Origin of the sequence: Acinetobacter sp. TY1 (assembly GCF_048551395.1) — a bacterium.
Lineage (GTDB): Bacteria > Pseudomonadota > Gammaproteobacteria > Pseudomonadales > Moraxellaceae > Acinetobacter.
Map to the genome: position 1 here is coordinate 1 of NZ_JBLYZK010000007.1, position 18,291 is coordinate 18,291.

17 protein-coding genes and 1 pseudogene are annotated in these 18,291 nt (G+C 38.9%); 15 read left to right on the forward strand and 3 right to left on the reverse strand.

What is annotated here, in order from left to right; translation table 11 throughout:
* From ACK2M2_RS06070 to ACK2M2_RS06080, 3 genes and pseudogenes are all read left to right on the forward strand, one after another.
* Nucleotides 1–125: pseudogene (locus tag ACK2M2_RS06070) on the forward strand (2-methylcitrate synthase); the annotation flags it as partial.
* An 853-nt stretch (nucleotides 126–978) separates the two neighbouring features.
* Nucleotides 979–1,107, forward strand: coding sequence for a hypothetical protein (locus ACK2M2_RS06075; RefSeq protein WP_409510582.1), 129 nt, complete (start codon nucleotides 979–981; stop codon nucleotides 1,105–1,107).
* A gap of 203 nt (nucleotides 1,108–1,310) precedes the next feature.
* Nucleotides 1,311–2,345, forward strand: a complete 1,035-nt coding sequence (locus ACK2M2_RS06080) for a metallophosphoesterase (protein WP_419346651.1) — start codon at nucleotides 1,311–1,313, stop codon at nucleotides 2,343–2,345.
* A gap of 84 nt (nucleotides 2,346–2,429) precedes the next feature.
* On the opposite strand, the gene glnG is transcribed toward ACK2M2_RS06080, so the two are convergent.
* On the reverse strand, nucleotides 2,430–3,923 hold the full coding sequence (gene glnG, locus ACK2M2_RS06085; protein ID WP_409510580.1) for a nitrogen regulation protein NR(I): 1,494 nt from the start codon (nucleotides 3,921–3,923) through the stop codon (nucleotides 2,430–2,432).
* Complete coding sequence (glnL, locus tag ACK2M2_RS06090; RefSeq protein WP_419346654.1) at nucleotides 3,913–5,019, reverse strand: nitrogen regulation protein NR(II); 1,107 nt, start codon at nucleotides 5,017–5,019, stop codon at nucleotides 3,913–3,915. The genes glnG and glnL overlap by 11 nt, the downstream gene beginning before the upstream one ends.
* A 386-nt stretch (nucleotides 5,020–5,405) precedes the next feature.
* On the opposite strand from glnL, the gene rimO reads away from it, so the two are divergent.
* The 12 genes from rimO to lpxA all read left to right on the forward strand — a co-directional run bounded on the left by rimO (nucleotide 5,406) and on the right by lpxA (nucleotide 17,801).
* Nucleotides 5,406–6,749: a 30S ribosomal protein S12 methylthiotransferase RimO gene (rimO, locus tag ACK2M2_RS06095; protein WP_419346657.1), complete on the forward strand. Its 1,344-nt coding sequence runs from the start codon at nucleotides 5,406–5,408 to the stop codon at nucleotides 6,747–6,749.
* A gap of 60 nt (nucleotides 6,750–6,809) precedes the next feature.
* Nucleotides 6,810–7,538 carry a UMP kinase gene (gene pyrH, locus ACK2M2_RS06100; RefSeq protein WP_409510577.1) on the forward strand — a complete coding sequence of 243 codons (729 nt, stop codon included), beginning with the start codon at nucleotides 6,810–6,812 and terminating at the stop codon, nucleotides 7,536–7,538.
* 77 nt (nucleotides 7,539–7,615) lie between these two features.
* Nucleotides 7,616–8,170: a ribosome recycling factor gene (gene frr, locus ACK2M2_RS06105; protein WP_409510576.1), complete on the forward strand. Its 555-nt coding sequence runs from the start codon at nucleotides 7,616–7,618 to the stop codon at nucleotides 8,168–8,170.
* A gap of 8 nt (nucleotides 8,171–8,178) precedes the next feature.
* On the forward strand, nucleotides 8,179–8,928 hold the full coding sequence (gene uppS, locus ACK2M2_RS06110; protein ID WP_419346661.1) for a polyprenyl diphosphate synthase: 750 nt from the start codon (nucleotides 8,179–8,181) through the stop codon (nucleotides 8,926–8,928).
* Nucleotides 8,929–8,930: 2 nt separating this feature from the next.
* The gene (locus tag ACK2M2_RS06115) at nucleotides 8,931–9,758 is read left to right on the forward strand and encodes a phosphatidate cytidylyltransferase (RefSeq protein ID WP_409510574.1); all 828 of its coding nucleotides are present in this window, start codon (nucleotides 8,931–8,933) and stop codon (nucleotides 9,756–9,758) included.
* Entirely contained in the window at nucleotides 9,759–10,955 is a 1,197-nt protein-coding gene (gene ispC, locus ACK2M2_RS06120) for a 1-deoxy-D-xylulose-5-phosphate reductoisomerase (RefSeq protein WP_409510573.1), read from the forward strand.
* Nucleotides 10,956–10,958: 3 nt separating this feature from the next.
* A complete protein-coding gene (rseP, locus tag ACK2M2_RS06125) occupies nucleotides 10,959–12,314 on the forward strand; it encodes an RIP metalloprotease RseP (protein ID WP_409510572.1) in 1,356 nt (451 codons plus the stop codon).
* A gap of 42 nt (nucleotides 12,315–12,356) precedes the next feature.
* A complete protein-coding gene (bamA, locus tag ACK2M2_RS06130; RefSeq protein WP_419346665.1) occupies nucleotides 12,357–14,921 on the forward strand; it encodes an outer membrane protein assembly factor BamA in 2,565 nt (854 codons plus the stop codon).
* A gap of 47 nt (nucleotides 14,922–14,968) precedes the next feature.
* Complete coding sequence (locus ACK2M2_RS06135; protein WP_409510570.1) at nucleotides 14,969–15,454, forward strand: OmpH family outer membrane protein; 486 nt, start codon at nucleotides 14,969–14,971, stop codon at nucleotides 15,452–15,454.
* Nucleotides 15,455–15,457: 3 nt separating this feature from the next.
* Nucleotides 15,458–16,528: a UDP-3-O-(3-hydroxymyristoyl)glucosamine N-acyltransferase gene (gene lpxD, locus ACK2M2_RS06140; RefSeq protein ID WP_409510569.1), complete on the forward strand. Its 1,071-nt coding sequence runs from the start codon at nucleotides 15,458–15,460 to the stop codon at nucleotides 16,526–16,528.
* A 2-nt stretch (nucleotides 16,529–16,530) separates the two neighbouring features.
* Nucleotides 16,531–17,016 (forward strand): 3-hydroxyacyl-ACP dehydratase FabZ, encoded by a 486-nt coding sequence (gene fabZ / locus ACK2M2_RS06145; protein WP_409510568.1) that lies wholly within the window; start codon nucleotides 16,531–16,533, stop codon nucleotides 17,014–17,016.
* Nucleotides 17,013–17,801, forward strand: a complete 789-nt coding sequence (gene lpxA, locus ACK2M2_RS06150; protein WP_419346669.1) for an acyl-ACP--UDP-N-acetylglucosamine O-acyltransferase — start codon at nucleotides 17,013–17,015, stop codon at nucleotides 17,799–17,801. The genes fabZ and lpxA overlap by 4 nt, the downstream gene beginning before the upstream one ends.
* Nucleotides 17,802–17,865: 64 nt before the next feature.
* On the opposite strand, the gene ACK2M2_RS06155 is transcribed toward lpxA, so the two are convergent.
* Complete coding sequence (locus ACK2M2_RS06155; protein ID WP_419346672.1) at nucleotides 17,866–18,285, reverse strand: YbgF trimerization domain-containing protein; 420 nt, start codon at nucleotides 18,283–18,285, stop codon at nucleotides 17,866–17,868.
* Nucleotides 18,286–18,291: the final 6 nt, after the last annotated feature.

The following is an 18,291-nucleotide window of genomic DNA, read 5'->3' on the forward strand; positions in this document are numbered from 1 at the left end:
TAACAGGTTGGGCTGCACATGTCATGGAGCAACGTGCAGACAATCGTATTATTCGTCCAAGTGCGGATTATACGGGTCCTGAGCTGCGTAAAGTAACGCCAATTGGTGAGCGTGAAGCTGCTTAAGTTTATGAATTTTAAAGACCTCAACTATTTTCATGGTTGAGGTCTTTTTTTATGATTATTCTAAATAACTAAATGATTAGAGAGCAAAATAGAGTCTTCAGTGATATAGCCTGTATCTTCTGGAATTGTGAGATAAGATTTGGTTGCTGAATATGCAATTGTGTTGATTCTTCGATTCTTGAAGGCTGTAAGCGCTTTTGAAATTTATCAATTTTTTTGTAGAATTGAGTGCTATTTTAGTCAGTATCAAGTTTTTGAGTTTGCTGGCTAAGATAAGCGATCTGACTTCAATTAATTGAGGGAGTGCTTTAGTTTGCTTTGCTGTACATGCTTTTAAATGATAATAATAGAGTTCGGTAAGCGAACACTTTCATCTTCATAATGGCGTAATCAATAAAGTTTCTGGGCATTTTGATCATAGCCTGAAAATCACAACATTTGCTTGCCACCGACTGTGGAAAAAGTAGTATCTATCGCACTCAAAGTAATAGCAATGAGCATAAAATATCTAATTTTCATAAGTGCTTCTTTTTATATATTGGTGCTATTTTCTATTGTGCTGAAATTTCTGAAAATTTCAAAAAAAGATATTTTTTTGCTGCGTATTGGATGTGAAAAGTTGGTGAAATATTTGATTTTTATACGATATTTTATTTTTTTGTTGAGTGGTTTATCTGTTTATGGTGTTTAATGCTTGTCATAATAATTGAATATAATTAGTTGGTTTATTGAATTTAAAAAATTATTATCAAAAAAAATAAATTGTAATAATGTCATTATGAAGAGTTGAATATAAAACTTTTTTCCGTCCTATGCATTGTGTTTAAATCATCGTAAATCTAGGGAAATGGATGTGGCTGTAAATGGGCTTTCAATTGATGCGTTAGAAGCTCAGTTGAAAGAATTTGAGCCTGAAACTATTATGGTTGAACGAGCGATTGAGAGTACATTGGTTTTTGAGTTAGCTAAAATAATCATTTGAATTTTGTCTTAATTCATCCACATATTCATGAGTTAGATGATCAATATTTAGATAAGGTGAGAAATTTAATGAATAATTGTGCATTTCATTTAGATGACGAATGTATGGAAAATTGGTTAGGTGCAAATTTTTGAAAAGTATCTGCTGTGTGATAAAAACAACTAAATCTGTGTTTGTGGATAAATCTACTGTTAGGGGGATTAATGAACAACGCATTTGTACAGACATTATTCGATGAACCTCTTGATATTGTAGGTGATATTCATGGTGAAATTGAAGCTTTAAATCATTTGTTAGATGTCTTGGGTTATGATGAACAAGGTCATCATCCTGAGCAACGTAAGCTTATTTTTGTGGGTGATTTATGTGATCGTGGGGCAGACAGCTTTGCGGTGATTCAGCGTGTAAAAGCATTGGTTGAACAAGGGAAAGCTCAATGTGTTTTAGGTAATCATGAATTAAATTTGCTGATTGATGCAAAGCGTGAGGGCAATGGTTGGTTTTTTGGTTCGCCACATGAAGATGATCATAAATCTTTTACATCAAGGCAGATAAATCATCAAGAAAGATTGAATATTTTAAATTTTTTGGCAACTTTGCCAATTGCATTAGAGTCGGAAAAGTTACGCGTTGTACATGCCTGCTGGGATCAAAACTCAATTGATATACTTAAAAGTATGCAAGGACTTGGAACTCGTCAGGCGTATGATCAATTTGTACAAATGACAGAAAATCATGTTCGTGAAACAGGCATTGCAGAACAGGCAAAACGTGAATCGGCGCAATATCGGTCACAGATGAAAAACCCACAAGCAGACATTCCATTTTTACCCTATTTGGCACAACAAGACCTTGTAGAGCAAATGCATAACCCAATGAAAGTATTGACTTCAGGTGCTGAACTTTTGGTTGATCAGCCTTTTTATATCGGTGGGAGATGGCGCATGATCGATCGCTCTGCATGGTGGGTGCATTATCAAGATGAAATTCCTGTGATTATTGGGCATTATTGGCGAAATTTTAAAATGACGGATGAGAAAACAGGATTTTTTAAATATATTGATACAGTACAATGGTTTGGTCAAAAAAAGAATGTTTTTTGTGTCGATTACTCTGTGGGTAAGCGCTATGTTGATCGTCAGTATAATCGGGCATATACAAGTCAATTGATTGCATTACGTTTTCCTGAAAATATTTTGTTGTCTGAAACAGGCGAGCAATGGGAAACGAGCAATTAATAGTGGTTGTTGAACATTTTAGTGAATGTATAAAAATGCCCTGAATCATCAGGGCATTTTTTGTTAAAGTTAAATGATTACAGCTTAATCTGCTAATGCACTTTTACTGCTTTCATCTTCGTCTTCATCTTCTACAGAATCTAGACCAAGCTCTTTAAGTTTACGTGTCAGTGTATTACGTCCCCAACCGAGCAATTCAGCTGCATGACGTTTACGTCCACGAGTTTGTTGTAGTGCCGCATTAATTAAGGTTTTCTCAAACATCGGTGTAGCAATGTCGAGAATTTTCATTTCACCATTTTTAAGTTTTTGAATCGCCCATTGACCTAGCATTTCATCCCAATGATGCAGTGCAATCCGATCAATACCTGTGATCGCTTGTCCAGTTTCATCTACTTTGCTAAGTGGAATTTGTTTGAGTTCTGAAGGTAGATCCTCAGGATACACTTCACGCCCTGTAATCATTACAGTGAGCCAACGACAGGTATTTTCAAGTTGACGCACATTCCCTGGCCAAGGTAGTTGCTTGATGTATTCTTGGGTTTCAAGACGTAAGATTTTCGGACTTACGCCAAGTTCTTTGCCTGCACGGGCAAGGAAATGTTGCGCAAGCATTGGAATATCTTCTGAGCGATGTGCCAATTTGGGTATATGAATACGAATGACATTGAGTCGATGATAGAGATCTTCACGGAAGCGACCATCATGAACCAATTTTTCCAAATCTTGATGTGTCGCTGCGACAATACGTACATCCACTTTGACTGGAATATGTCCACCAACACGATAAAACTCACCATCTGCCAATACACGCAATAAACGTGTCTGTGTTTCAAAAGGCATATCGCCAATTTCATCTAGAAATAGTGTACCGCCATTGGCTTGCTCAAAACGTCCTTGACGTTGGGTATTTGCTCCAGTAAATGCACCTTTTTCATGTCCAAAAAGTTCGGTTTCAATCAAATCTTTTGGAATGGCTGCCATATTCAGTGCAATAAAAGGCTTATTGCCACGAGGTGAGTGACGATGTAATGCATGTGCAACCAACTCTTTACCTGTGCCAGATTCGCCATTAATCAACACTGTAATGTGCGATTGTGATAGGCGACCAATGGCACGAAATACTTCCTGCATGGCAGGAGATTCACCAATAATTTCAGTTGACTGAATTGGTTGCGTGGTTTTTGCAGATTCTTGTTGTTGTAGCTTATTGATATGCAAAATTGCACGATTGACCAGTGCAAGTGCTTCATCAATATCAAAAGGCTTAGGTAAGTATTCAAAAGCCCCAGTTTGATAGCTTGATACTGCTGACTCTAAGTCTGAGTGTGCTGTCATAATAATGACAGGTAAATCAGGGTAGTTGCTTTTAACCTTAGCTAAAAAGGTTAAGCCATCAATGCCAGGCATGCGAATGTCAGTCAAAATGACATCAGGCGCATTATGAGGGAGTTCATCGAGTGCAGATTGTGCTTCTTCAAAACTCGTCACATCAAAGCCTTCTTCCTTGAATGTTTTTTCCAACACCCAACGCATGGCACGGTCGTCATCAATGACCCAGATTTTATTATGTGACATGGTTTGTCTCCCAAGGTAAATAAAGGCTAAATATTGTTTTTCCAGGAACTGATTGACAGTCAATCATTCCATTATGTTGATGCATGATATTTTGTGCGATGCTTAAGCCCAAACCTGTACCACTTGCACGTGCAGTCACGAGCGGATAAAACACCGATTCGATAATATCTTCGGGAATGCCGAGTCCATTGTCTTCAATATCGATACGAAGTGTTGAACGATGTAATGTGCCATTAATAGTGACCAGTCGCTGAATACGTGTTCTTAAAATGAGTTCAGGCTGATGGTCTACAAAGAAGTCTTTATTTTCAGTCATGGCTTGAATAGCGTTGACGCTGACATTCAACATCACTTGAATAAGTTGATCTCGGTCAGCTTTGACTTCGGGTAAAGAGAGGTCATAGTCACGTGTGATTTTGACTTTCTTTTTGGTTTGATTTGCTACTAGCGCACGTACACGCTCAAGCGGTTCATGGACATTGACCAATTCGTAACTTGGAAGTTGGCGTGAGCCCAGCATCGTATCTGCTAAATTTCGCAAACGATCGACTTCACTAATAATAATGTCGGTGAATTCTGCATATTGTGGATCATTTAAACTACGAGCAAGCAATTGTGTTGCGCCACGAATACCTCCAAGTGGATTTTTAATTTCATGTGCAACACCACGAATTAGTTGGCGAGCAACTTGATGTTGTTGTATGAGATTTTCTTCTTTAGATATTTTCAACATGCGATCAATTGGATTAAGTTCAATCATCAATAAGGGATGGTAGGGCTTACCCGTATTGAGTTGTGACACACTATAGTCCACGTGCATGTCTTTAAAGTTAACATTGATGGTTGCTTCACGGCGTGTGTAAGATTGCCCCGTTTTTAATGTATTGAGTAAGGCTTCATAAGTATTAAAGTCGTCATTTGGCGCATGAAGAAGATTCATGACGGGTTGACCCGATGCTCGTAATAAACTGATGTCAAAAAGGGCTTCACAAGACGAGTTCAAATAAAAAATGTTAAGTTGACTATCGATCAGTAAAATCGCGGTGGTCATGTTGTCGACCAAAAGTCTGTAATCGATCGTTGGATATTGATCCATTCGTCCAAAATTCCTGTATTAAAATAGCGCAAAAGCAGTTTGATCTTGCATCCTTTCCTGTTCAGTGTGAAAAGCTGATTCAGAAAATTTGACCCGATGTTGGGCGATTGCTGAACTGCTATAAAGCAAAATACACGCCAACTTTTCATTGTTGTTCAAGTTGATCGCTTTTTTTTGATAAAAATGAACACTAAGTGTGCTTTTTAATTCCATCATTATATTGAGTATATTCACATTACAATATTTTTGAACTGTTTTGGTGCGAATTGGGTATTTTGAATATACATTGGTTGTATTTTGGTGCGTTATGCAAAGAGTGCCGTTTGCAACTGTTTTTATAATCAGAAAAGTCTTACAATACGCGGAATATAGTGGAGCATAGATTCATGAAGTCCCCCAAAGTCGGTTTTGTATCTTTAGGTTGTCCTAAGGCATTGGTAGATTCTGAACGAATTTTAACTCAGTTAAAAACTGAGGGTTATGATGTTGCATCAGATTATGATGGTGCAGATTTAGTTGTAGTGAATACCTGTGGTTTTATTGAATCTGCAGTGCAAGAATCATTGGATGCCATTGGCGAAGCCATGAGTGCCAATGGTCGTGTTATTGTGACGGGCTGTTTAGGAAAAGATGAAGCGAAAATTCGCGCGATGCATCCAAATGTCCTAAAAGTAACAGGCGCAGCAGCATATCAGGAAGTGATGGAAGCCGTACATGAGTACGTACCAGAGCCACCTAAACATAATCCGTTCATCGACCTTGTCCCTGAACAAGGTATTCGTTTGACACCAAAACATTATGCATATTTGAAAATATCGGAAGGCTGTAACCATCGTTGCACATTCTGTATTATTCCAAGTATGCGAGGTGACCTTGTTTCACGTCCAGTAGGCTCAGTTCTGTCTGAAGCTCAAGCATTGAAAAATGCAGGTGTGAAAGAAGTTTTAGTGATTTCCCAAGATACCTCAGCTTATGGTTTAGATACCAAATATAAGTTGGATTTTTGGAATGGTCAGCCTGTTAAAACTAAGTTTTTTGATATGTGTGAAGCATTGGGTCAATTGGGCATTTGGGTGCGTTTGCACTATGTCTACCCATATCCGCATGTCGATGCTGTTATTGACCTGATGGCACAAGGCAAAATTCTTCCATATTTAGATATTCCTTTTCAACATGCCAGTCCGCGCATCTTAAAATTGATGAAGCGACCAGCCCACAGTGAAAATACACTGGAACATTTAAAATTATGGCGTGAGAAATGTCCTGATTTAGTTATTCGTTCTACATTTGTGGTCGGCTTTCCCGGTGAAACTGAAGAAGACTTCGTGATGTTGCTGGATTGGCTAAAAGAAGCACAGCTTGATCGAGTAGGTTGTTTTACGTATTCACCGGTTGAAGGTGCAACAGCAAACGATTTACCTGATCATGTTGCTGAAGAAGTTAAACAAGAACGCTATGAACGTTTTATGGAAGTTCAGCAAGCTATTTCGGCTGCGAAACTACAGAAGCGTATTGGTCAAACCATGACTGTATTGGTTGATGAATTAGACGAAGAATTCCCTGTTGCAATTGCACGCTCTTATGCAGATGCACCTGAAATTGATGGCAATGTCTTTGTTGAAGATATTGATAAATCACTAATCAAGTCAGGCGATTTACTTGAAGTTGAAATTACCGATGCAGATGAATATGACCTGTTTGCTAAACTTATTGCTGTAAAAACAGTTTAAGTTTAAGAAATTTTTAAAGATATTCAGATAAAATTAAGCTATAGATTTCGGAGTACACTCATGATGGATTCAAAAAAGCCACGTTACGAGCGCATTTTACTTAAACTTTCTGGCGAAGCGTTGGCTGGAAATAAGGACATGGGGATTGATGCACAAGTGCTTGATCAAATGTCTTTATCTATTGCACACATGGTCGGTTTGGGTGTGCAAGTGGGCATCGTGGTGGGTGGTGGTAATCTTTACCGTGGTAGCCAATTGCAAAAAGAAGGTTTGGTTGGTCGTGTAACGGGTGATCAAATGGGTATGCTTGCAACGGTGATGAATGGTTTGGCATTACGCGATGCTTTGGTACGCCGTAATATTAAAACTCGCTTAATGTCTGCATTGCCAATTGGTGCTGTGGTTGAGTCGTACTCAAGTCGTGATGCAATTCGCCATTTAACGCAAGGCGAAGTATGTGTGTTTGTTGCAGGTACGGGTAATCCGTTCTTTACAACTGATACGGCTGCTTGCTTACGTGGTATTGAAATTGAATCAGATTTGATTTTGAAAGCGACTAAAGTTGATGGTGTATACAATAAAGATCCAAGTAAATACGATGATGCTGTTAAATATGACACATTAACTTTCGATCAAGTACTTGATGAAAAATTAGGTGTGATGGATTTAACGGCAATTTGCTTATGTCGTGATCATAATGTGCCCCTGCAAGTATTCGATATGAATAAATCAGGTGCATTGCTTTCTGTAGTGATGGGTGAAAAAGAAGGGACTCACGTTACAAACTAATGTACGTAAGCCTGAAAGCACTTTATACTGCTGAACTTTAATTTTTTGTTTTTGAATGAATAAGTAAGGAAGATCATATGATTAACGATCTGAAAAAAGATGCTGAAGAGCGTATGAACAAGTCTTTAGAATCTTTAGAGCATGGTTTTGCAAAGGTTCGTACGGGTCGTGCGCATCCATCAATCTTAAATGGCGTTATGGTTTCTTACTATGGTTCTGATGTTCCATTGAATCAAGTAGCAAGCGTTGGTGTTGAAGACTCACGTACTTTAGTTGTACAGCCGTTTGAACGCTCAATGGTTTCTACGATTGATAAAGCAATTCGTGAGTCTGGTCTCGGTCTAAACCCTGTGACTTCAGATACAATTCGTGTACCAATGGCGGCTTTGACTGAAGAAACACGTAAAGACATGCAAAAAGTTGCACGTAATGAAGCTGAGAATGCGAAAGTTGCGATTCGTAACATTCGTCGTGATGTTTTAGGTGACATCAAAGCATTATTGAAAGAAAAAGAAATTTCTGAAGATGATGATCGTCGTGCAAGTGATGATATCCAAAAAATCACCGATAAATTTGTTGCAGAAGTTGAAAAGCGCCTTGCTGCAAAAGAAGCTGAATTGATGAAGGTCTAAGATTTACAATGACCACATCTGAAGACACGACTCTTCCGAAACATGTTGCCATCATCATGGATGGCAACAATCGTTTTGCTAAAAAGAAACAGTTACAAAAAGGCGATGGCCACCGTGAAGGAAAAAATGTTCTTGATCCTATTGTGGAACATTGTCGCAAACAAAATATAACTGCACTCACCATTTATGCTTTTTCCAGTGAAAATTGGAATCGTCCACAGTATGAAGTGGATTTGCTCATGAAATTGCTTGAAGAAACGATTCTTGAACAAATTCCTCGCATGATTCATTTTGAAATTGCCTTGCGTTTTATTGGTGATCGCAGTCGACTTTCACCTGAACTACGTGAATTAATGTTGCATGCTGAACAAAGGACTGCTAATTTTGTTAACATGACGTTAACAATTGCGGTCAGTTATGGCGGTATGTGGGATATCTCAAATACAGCGCGTCAACTTGCACAACTGGTAAAAGATCAAGAGTTAGAAGTTGATCAAATTGATGCTGAACTTTTTGGGCAGCATATTAGTTTGGGTGACTTACCACCTGTTGATCTACTTATTCGTACGGGTGGTGATTATCGTCTGTCGAATTTTTTATTGTGGCAAGCGGCTTACGCAGAATTATACTTTACTCAGACTTTATGGCCAGAGTTTACAGTTGAAGAGCTTGATCACGCATTTGGCGTATTTGCGGGCCGTGAACGACGTTTTGGACAAACATCAGAGCAAATCCAACAACAGAATACAGAGAAATAATAATGTTAGAGCGGATAATAACCGCATTGGTATTGGTCGCGGTAGTGCTGAGCTGTATGTTCGCTACTCCATCACCTTACCCGATGTATGTGTTGATGATTCTTATGGCTGGGGCGGGTGGTTATGAGTGGTTTAAGCTCATGCCACGTGATGAGAATGACAGTGTAAATAAGCTTCAAGCAGCAGGCTTTGGTTTACTTACAGCTGGTCTTTCAGGTTTAGCACTTTATTTTGGCGACTTAGCATTATTGCTTTGGGCTGCCTCAATTCTTACTTGGATTGTAAGTGTGCATTGGGTGAAGTCTTATCCAGAATATGATGGTTGGTATAATGCAAGCCTATATGTTGTTGGATTGGTACTGATTACCGCTGCTGTCACTGCGATTTTCAATGTTTGGGAAAGTTCACCTTGGTGGCTCATGTACTTGTTCCTTTTAGTTTGGGGGGCAGACAGTGGTGCATATTTTGTTGGACGTAAATTAGGGCGTCGTAAACTTGCACCTTCAGTTAGTCCAAATAAATCCATTGAAGGTTTATTGGGTGGAATTGTTACGGTTGCCATTATTATTGTGATTGTGCAAACGGTTTACTTGAATCTAACGCTCTCACAACATATTCTTTTTCTGATTTTATCTATTGTTACTGTCTTTAGTTCAGTGCAGGGCGATTTGTTTGAATCAATGATCAAACGTCGTGCTGGAATTAAAGATTCGGGACGTATTTTGCCAGGTCATGGCGGTGTACTTGATCGAATTGATTCTTTACTTGCTGCTGCGCCGATTTTTGCAGCAGGTTTGTATGTTTTAAAACTTATTGGTGTAAATTTATAGATGTCACAATCTGTCAGTATATTAGGTGTTACGGGTTCGATTGGTTTAAGCACGCTTAAAGTTTTGGAGCAACATCCTGACAAATATTCGGTTTTTGCAGTGACGGCGTATAGTCGTATTGAAGAATTAAGCCAAATATGTAAACAGTATAGACCGAAAATCGCGGTCGTGCCTGCTGTAAGAGTAGATGAATTAAATCAATTGCTTCAAGCTATGAATATTCATGATATTGAAATTCTAAGTGGTGAGGAAGGTTTAATTGCTGTTTCACAACATACAGATGTCGATGTTGTTATGGCCGCAATTGTTGGTGCAGCAGGATTGTTACCTACATTAGCGGCTGTTAAAGCAGGTAAACGTGTTTTACTTGCCAATAAAGAAGCCTTGGTGATGTCTGGTGATATCATGATTCAAGAGGCTAAAAAGCATCAAGCATTATTGTTGCCTGTCGATTCTGAGCATAATGCGATATTTCAGTGCCTGCCTCAAAATTATTTACAGATTGAGAAACACGGTGAGCCTTTACTTGGTGTGAAGCAAGTTTTGTTGACTGCTTCAGGCGGGCCATTTCGTGATCATAGCTTAGAACAATTAAAACAAGTCACACCTGCACAAGCCTGTAAGCATCCGAATTGGTCGATGGGACAAAAAATATCGGTAGATTCAGCAACCTTGATGAATAAAGGCTTGGAATTGATCGAAGCGTGTCATTTATTTTCAATTAAAGAACATTTTGTTACAGTGGTTGTGCATCCACAAAGTATTATTCACTCTATGGTTCAATATGTGGATGGTTCAACTTTGGCTCAAATGGGTAACCCTGATATGTGTACGCCAATTGCTCATGCTTTGGCATGGCCGGAGCGTATTCAGACGGATGTGCCACCGCTAGATTTGTTCGTACAATCACGGTTGGATTTTCAAGAACCTGATTTAGTTCGTTTTCCAGCTTTAAAGTTGGCTCGCCAAGCGATGAAAAATGGTGGTTTAGCGGCTACAATTTTAAATGCAGCCAATGAAATAGCAGTTGCTGCATTCTTACAGCAGAAAATTGGTTTTTTACAGATTGCAGAAACAGTTGAATATACGCTCAATCATGTTCAAAATGGTGTTGCAGAAAGTATTGATATTATTTTGCATACAGATCGACTTGCTCGTCAGGTTGCTGAACAGCGCATTTTACAACTGGGAAGCTAAGGCATGAATGTTCTTTTTATCATTGTTGCTGCTATCTTTTTACTTGGTCCATTAATTGCCATTCATGAGTTTGGTCATTATTGGGTTGCTCGTAAATTGGGTGTTAAAGTCTTGGTGTATTCCATAGGCTTTGGTCCTGTTGTGCTTAAATGGACATCAAAAAAATCAGGTATTCAGTATCAGCTTTCGGCTTTGCCTTTAGGTGGCTATGTCAAAATGCTTGATGAGCGTGAAGGCAATGTCAGTGCAGAAGATTTACCTTATGCATTTAACCGCCAATCACCATGGAAGCGTATTGCAATTGTTGCAGCAGGACCATTGGTGAATCTGATTTTTGCAGCATTTTTATTTTGGATTCTATTTCTACCTGCTCAAGAGCAATTGAATACGCGTATTGGTAAAATTCTACCGAATACACCTGCTGCAACGATGCAACTACAAGCGGGTGATAAAATTGTAGCGATTGATGGTACTGAAACACCCAATTGGGAAAAGCTCAATTATGCATTGGTTGATCGTGTTGGTGAAACAGGGCATATCGATTTGCGAGTTGAACGTCAAGGTCAAGTACAAAATTTTGTACTACCGATTCAAGCATTCTTAAAAGATCAAACCCAATCACCTTTTGATGTACTAGGTTTTGTACCGTATCGTCCTGAAATTCCTGCTGTTGTTTTTAAACTCAGTGAAGATGGTGCGGCGATTCGTCAAGGCATGAAAGAAGGCGATAAGATTGTTGCAATTAATCAAGTGCCAATGAAAGATTGGTTTGATGTGGTGGATGTGGTACAAAAATCACCTGAAAAACTTTTGGCGATGGATGTGTTGCGAAAAGGTCAAATTGTTCATTTAAAAGTCATGCCACAGGGTAAACGTGACAATATGGGACAAGTGACTGGTATGCTTGGTGTTCAGGCGCAGACAGGTCAGGTCAATATTCCTGCAGAATATAAGCAAACGATTCAATATAATCCTGCTGAAGCTGCAGTCATGGCAGTTGAAAAAACGGGTCAAATTTCAGCGATGATTTTGAACTCCATGGTGAAAATGGTGCGTGGTTTAATTGGGCTGGATAATCTATCAGGGCCAATTACCATAGCAAAAGTGGCAGGTCAAAGTGCTGAAATGGGTTGGCAAACCTTTATTTCCTTTATGGCACTGATGAGTGTGAGTTTGGGGATTCTAAATTTATTGCCAATACCGATGCTTGATGGCGGTCACTTGGTTTATTACATAATTGAAGCAATACGTGGTAAACCTGTTTCTGAACAAATACAATTGGTTGGTTTGAAAATTGGTATGTTACTGTTGGGTAGCATGATGATACTCGCAATATTTAATGATTTTATGCGTTTATAAACGTTATAGATGGACAATTAACTTTACTGGAAAATAATAGGCATGCAGCGTTCACATTTATTTATGCCACTTGCACTTGTAAGTGCAATGGCAGCTGTACAACACGTATATGCAGCAGACGAATTTATTGCACGTGATATCCGTGTAGATGGTTTGGTTCGTTTGACTCAAAGCAGTGTACTGGCAATGTTGCCAGTCAGTAGTGGCGGTCGCATTTCAGATCCTATTATTGCAGACTCAATTCGTACGCTTTATGCAAGCAATATGTTTGATGATATCAAAGCCAGTAAAGAGAATGACGTATTGGTGTTCACTGTTGTTGAGCGACCAGTTATTTCTAAAATTAACTTCAAAGGCAATAAGCTGATTCCAAAAGAAGCATTGGAAGAAGGTTTAAAGAAAATGGGTCTTGCTGAAGGTGAGGTGCTGAAGAAGTCTGCATTGCAAACTTTGGAGACTGAACTTGAGCAACAGTATTCACAGCAAGGTCGTTATGATGCCGATGTGAAAGTTGAAACAATCGCGCGTCCAAATAACCGTGTTGATTTAGATATTAACTTTAACGAAGGTAAACCTGCGAAAGTTTTTGATATCAACGTGATTGGTAATACAGTCTTTAAAGATGATGAGATTAAACAGGTCTTCGCTGTAAAAGAAAGTGGTTGGTTGTCTGTTGTATCACGTAATGATCGCTACGCTCGTGAGAAAATGGCGGCAAGTTTAGAGTCTTTACGTGCACTGTATTTGAATAAGGGTTATATCAACTTTGACATTAATAGCTCAAATTTGAATATCAGTGAAGATAAAAAGAATATCTTCATTGAAGTTTCAATACACGAAGGCGAGCAATTCAAGTTTGGTGAAACTAAGTTTTTAGGTGATGCGCTATATAAACCTGAAGAGTTGAAAGCCTTACAACTTTATAAAGATGGTACAACTTATTCGCAAGAAAAAGTGAATGCTGTTAAGCAGTTATTGCTTCGTAAATATGGTAATGCAGGGTATTACTATACTGAAGTGAACGTTGTTCCTGAAATTAACAATGAAACTCATGTGGTTGATTTAAATTTTTATATCAACCCTGGTCAGCAAGTGACAGTACGCCGTATTAACTTCTCAGGAAACACTAAAACGGCTGATGAAGTATTACGTCGTGAAATGCGTCAAATGGAAGGTGCATTGGCAAGCAATGAAAAAATTGATTTGTCAAAAGTCCGTCTAGAGCGTACGGGTTTCTTTAGTAAAGTGGATGTTAAACCTGTACGTATTCCAAATGCACCCGACCAAGTCGATTTGAATGTTGAAGTTGAAGAGCAACATTCAGGTACAAGTACTTTAGCGGTAGGTTATTCGCAAAGTGGTGGTATTACCTTCCAAGCAGGCTTAAGTCAAACCAATTTCTTGGGCACAGGTAATCGTGTTGCTATTGATCTTTCGCGTTCAGAAACACAAGATTATTATAACTTAAGTGTAACCGATCCATATTTCACGATTGATGGTGTGAGTCGTGGTTACAATATGTATTACCGTAAAACCAAACTGGATAATGACTATAACGTTAATAATTACGTTACAGATAGCTTTGGTGGTGGTTTGACTTTTGGTTACCCAATTGATGAAAACCAGAATGTCAGTGCAGGTTTAAACATTGACAATACTAAAGTGACCACAGGTCCATATGTTTCGACTTATGTGCGTGATTATCTGTTAGCAAATGGTGGCAAGAAAAACCATGAAACGAGCTATTGCCCGACAGATGACAATGGTAAGTCGCAAATGCAGGATATCACTGAGAAAGATCCTGTAACAGGTAAGGATGTGATCACGGGCGTTAAATGTGCTGTAGAGGAAATTCCTTACGGTGATGAGTTTGAGGGTGAGTTTTTAACCTATAACTTAAACTTAGGTTGGTCTTATAACACATTAAACCGTCCAATTTTCCCGACCTCAGGTATGTCACATCGTGTAAATGCTGAAATTGCATTGCCGGGTAGTGATGTTGAATATCAGAAACTTACCTACGATGCACAAGCTTATTTCCCATTAGGGCGTGATTTTGTATGGCGTGGTTATGGTAAGTTAGGTTACGGTAATGATTTACCATTCTATAAAAACTTCTATGCTGGTGGTTATGGTTCAGTACGTGGTTATGATAACAGTACGCTTGGACCGAATTATCCGGGCGTAACGTATAATGAACGTCATACTAAAGATTACGATCCTGAGGAAGTGGGTGGTAATGCTTTGATTCAGTTCGGTACTGAAATTGCACTACCTGTTCCATTTAAGGGTGATTGGGCTCGTCAAATTCGTCCTGTGATTTTTGCTGAGGGTGCACAAGTTTTTGATACGAATTGTAGTACCGCGCAAGGCACTTTATATCTTCAGGGTGATTCGGAAGGTTCAAAAGATCCAGGTGTCGATGCAAAACAATATTGTAAAGATAACTTTGACTTCGATTTAAGTAATATGCGTTATAGCGTAGGCGTAGGCTTTACGTGGATTACGATGATTGGTCCATTATCACTGAGTTATGCATTCCCATTGAATGATAAACCAGGCGATCAAACCAAAGAAATTCAGTTTGAAATCGGCCGTACTTTCTAAGTGCGGTCATCCGATTACTGTTTTAATGTATAACTAAAGGAATGATGATGAAAAAAATGAAAGTTGCATTATTAAGTTTGGCGATGGGTATTACAGGTTTAACACATGCTGCGGGTTATGGTGTTGTTGATATTGAAAAAGTGGTTGAAAGTAGCACGTATTTGAAACAACAGAATGCAGCGCTTGAGCAAACAGTAAAACCACAAACGGCTAAACTTGAACAAATCACCAAAGATATTGAGGCATTAAAGCAAAAAGCTCAGGCTCAAGGTGCAAATGCGCAGCAAATTAATGCGCAGTATCAAGCGAAAGTGACTGAATTCCAAACGATTCAACAAAGTGTGCAAACAAAAGTTCAGTCTACAATCCAAAATACAAATTCCGTATTTGAAACACGTGTAAAGCAGGCTGCTGAACAATTGCGCACTGAAAACAGTCTTGATCTTGTATTGAACAAGAATACAGTGATTGCATTTGACTCGAAGTATGATTTAACTGCTAAAATGATTCAAAAGGTTAATGCAATCAAATAAGCAATGAAATCCAATCGTTTTCAGCTTGATGAATTGGCTCAGCTCGTTAGAGGTGAGTCAATTGGTCAACACAATCTTGTACTTGAAAATCTTGCCAGTTTAGAACAGGCACAGCCCCATCACATTGCGTTTGTGAATGGTGAAAAATATATAGAGGCAGCACAAGCTTCAAAAGCAGGGGCATTAATTATTCCTGCTGTTTTACAGTCAAGACTGACAGCTCATCAAAACTTTATCATTGTTGATAATCCTTACCTCGCTTTTGCGATGCTGACGCATGCATTTGAAATAAAAGTACAAAAACGTGGTATTGAAAGCACTGCACAAATTGACCCTTCTGCTATTGTTGCTGATGATGCCTATATTGGGCATTACACGGTGATTGGTGAAAATTGTGTGGTTGGAGCAAATACGATTATCCAATCGCAAGTTAAAATAGATGATGGTGTAGAGATTGGTAAGGATTGCTTTATTGATTCACATGTCACGATTACTGCTGCGAGTAAATTAGGTAATCGAGTGCGTATCCATGCCAATACAGTCATTGGTGGAGAAGGGTTCGGCTTCGCACCTTATCAGGGAAAATGGCATCGTATTGCACAATTGGGTTCGGTTCAGATTGCAGATGATGTCCGAATCGGCTCAAATTGTAGTATTGATCGTGGTGCTTTGGATGATACGATTTTAGAGCAAGGTGTAATTATTGATAACCTTGTGCAAATCGCTCATAACGTCAAAGTTGGTGCACACACTGCGATTGCTGCGAAGTGTGGTGTCGCAGGAAGTAGTACGATTGGCAAAAACTGCGTGCTTGCTGGTGGTGTCGGTATCGTTGGTCATATTTCATTGGCTGATAATGTGACAATTACAGGAATGTCAATGGTCACAAAAACTATTTCTGAAGCCGGATCTTATTCTTCAGGAACAGGTTTGTTTGAATCAGGACAATGGAAACGTACCGTGGTTCGCCTTCGACAATTAGCAGATGTGCCATTGACCCGAATTGTGAAAAAGCTTGATGATATGCAAACTCGCATTGAGTCTCTTGAAACAACTTTAAAGTCGCGTAAATAATTATGTCTGAGTTAAAATCATTACCATTTGCAGTACCTGAACTTCCTATGCAGGTACAGACCATCCGTGAGTATCTTCCACACCGTTACCCATTTTTATTGGTTGATCGTGTTACTGAGGTTACTGAAAATGCCATTACTGGTTATAAAAATGTTTCTATTAATGAAGAGTTTATGCAGGGACATTTTCCAGGCTATCCAATTATGCCGGGTGTACTGATTGTTGAAGCGATGGCTCAGATATCGGGTGTGCTTGGTTTTATTATGAATGGCGAAAAGCCACGTCCAGGTTCATTGTTTCTTTTTGCGGGTGCCGAAAAAATACGATTTAAAAAACAAGTCGTACCTGGTGACCAACTCGTGCTAAAATCAGAATTACTCATGCAAAAACGTGGCATTTACAAATATTTATGTACTGCCAGTGTAGACGGCGTGGTTGCAGCAACCGCTGAAATTATCATTTCTCATCAGAAATTAGAGCAGGCATGAGCAATAAAGATTTAATCCATTCAACTGCAATTATTGACCCATCAGCCGTGATTGCGGCTGATGTTAAAATTGGGCCGTATTGTATTATTGGTCCCAATGTCAGCATTGGTTCAGGTACACAGCTCCACTCACACGTTGTTGTGGGTGGGTATACTCGAATTGGTGAACACAACGAAATTTTTCAATTTGCCAGTGTAGGTGAAGTTTGCCAAGATTTAAAATATCAGGGCGAAGAAACTTGGCTTGAAATCGGTGATCATAACAAAATTCGTGAACACTGTAGTTTGCACCGTGGTACTGTGCAAGATAAAGCATTGACTAAAATTGGTAGTCATAATTTATTGATGGTCAATACACATATTGCACATGATTGTGTGGTGGGTGATCACAATATTTTTGCTAACAATGTCGGTGTAGCAGGGCATGTTCACATTGGTAGTTTTGTTATCATTGGCGGTAACTCAGGTATTCATCAATTCTGTAAGATTGATTCTTACAGCATGATTGGTGGTGCATCATTGATTTTAAAAGATGTTCCAGCTTATGTGATGGTGTCAGGCAATCCTGCACATGCATTTGGTATGAATGTAGAAGGTATGCGCCGTAAAGGTTGGTCTAAAAATACAATACAAGGTTTGCGTAGTGCATTTAAGCTGATTTATAAATCAGGATTGACTACAGATCAAGCGATTGAGCAAATCCGAGCAGAAATTTTGCCAGAAGTTGCAGAAGTACAGTTACTTATTGATTCGTTGACTAAGTCAGTACGTGGTGTTGTGCGTTAAGCATGGATACAAAATGGATTAAAATAAAAAAGACATCTTTAAGATGTCTTTTTTATTTGGCTGTTTATTTATTAGGTACAGTTGGAACTGGACTAAGTGGAATTGTTTGTTGTGGAGCTGTCGTCATTTCTTGAGTAACTTTAGTTTTAGGCTCAGTTGCTTCTTCTTGTGCTGTATCACTATCTGGATCTAGGCGTTGGTTGAGAAGTTCTAAGCGTTGATCTAAGTCGGTATATTTGCTCGTAAGTTCTTTAGTTAGCTGTTCAATGGCATAATCTTGTTCTTCAATTTTGCCTCGTAATGCACGGACTTGATTTTCAAGATTCTGATTTTTTTGTAATAAATCCCAATTCATATTGCTATTGTTTGGGGTGTTGCTATTAGAGGCACTTAATCTGCTTAATGAGTTAGATTCAATCGGAACAGCATAAAGTGTCGCTGCGCTGAGGAGTGAAATTGCGAGTAAAGCATGCTTTCTGAGCATAATGAA

What these genes read in the sequence shown, in the direction of transcription:
- ACK2M2_RS06080 (WP_419346651.1), top strand. Translation starts at nt 1,311, where the DNA reads ATGAACAACGCATTTGTACAGACATTATTCGATGAACCTCTTGATATT.
- glnG (WP_409510580.1), bottom strand. Translation starts at nt 3,923, where the DNA reads ATGTCACATAATAAAATCTGGGTCATTGATGACGACCGTGCCATGCGT.
- glnL (WP_419346654.1), bottom strand. Translation starts at nt 5,019, where the DNA reads ATGGATCAATATCCAACGATCGATTACAGACTTTTGGTCGACAACATG.
- rimO (WP_419346657.1), top strand. Translation starts at nt 5,406, where the DNA reads ATGAAGTCCCCCAAAGTCGGTTTTGTATCTTTAGGTTGTCCTAAGGCA.
- pyrH (WP_409510577.1), top strand. Translation starts at nt 6,810, where the DNA reads ATGATGGATTCAAAAAAGCCACGTTACGAGCGCATTTTACTTAAACTT.
- frr (WP_409510576.1), top strand. Translation starts at nt 7,616, where the DNA reads ATGATTAACGATCTGAAAAAAGATGCTGAAGAGCGTATGAACAAGTCT.
- uppS (WP_419346661.1), top strand. Translation starts at nt 8,179, where the DNA reads ATGACCACATCTGAAGACACGACTCTTCCGAAACATGTTGCCATCATC.
- ACK2M2_RS06115 (WP_409510574.1), top strand. Translation starts at nt 8,931, where the DNA reads ATGTTAGAGCGGATAATAACCGCATTGGTATTGGTCGCGGTAGTGCTG.
- ispC (WP_409510573.1), top strand. Translation starts at nt 9,759, where the DNA reads ATGTCACAATCTGTCAGTATATTAGGTGTTACGGGTTCGATTGGTTTA.
- rseP (WP_409510572.1), top strand. Translation starts at nt 10,959, where the DNA reads ATGAATGTTCTTTTTATCATTGTTGCTGCTATCTTTTTACTTGGTCCA.
- bamA (WP_419346665.1), top strand. Translation starts at nt 12,357, where the DNA reads ATGCAGCGTTCACATTTATTTATGCCACTTGCACTTGTAAGTGCAATG.
- ACK2M2_RS06135 (WP_409510570.1), top strand. Translation starts at nt 14,969, where the DNA reads ATGAAAAAAATGAAAGTTGCATTATTAAGTTTGGCGATGGGTATTACA.
- lpxD (WP_409510569.1), top strand. Translation starts at nt 15,458, where the DNA reads ATGAAATCCAATCGTTTTCAGCTTGATGAATTGGCTCAGCTCGTTAGA.
- fabZ (WP_409510568.1), top strand. Translation starts at nt 16,531, where the DNA reads ATGTCTGAGTTAAAATCATTACCATTTGCAGTACCTGAACTTCCTATG.
- lpxA (WP_419346669.1), top strand. Translation starts at nt 17,013, where the DNA reads ATGAGCAATAAAGATTTAATCCATTCAACTGCAATTATTGACCCATCA.
- ACK2M2_RS06155 (WP_419346672.1), bottom strand. Translation starts at nt 18,285, where the DNA reads ATGCTCAGAAAGCATGCTTTACTCGCAATTTCACTCCTCAGCGCAGCG.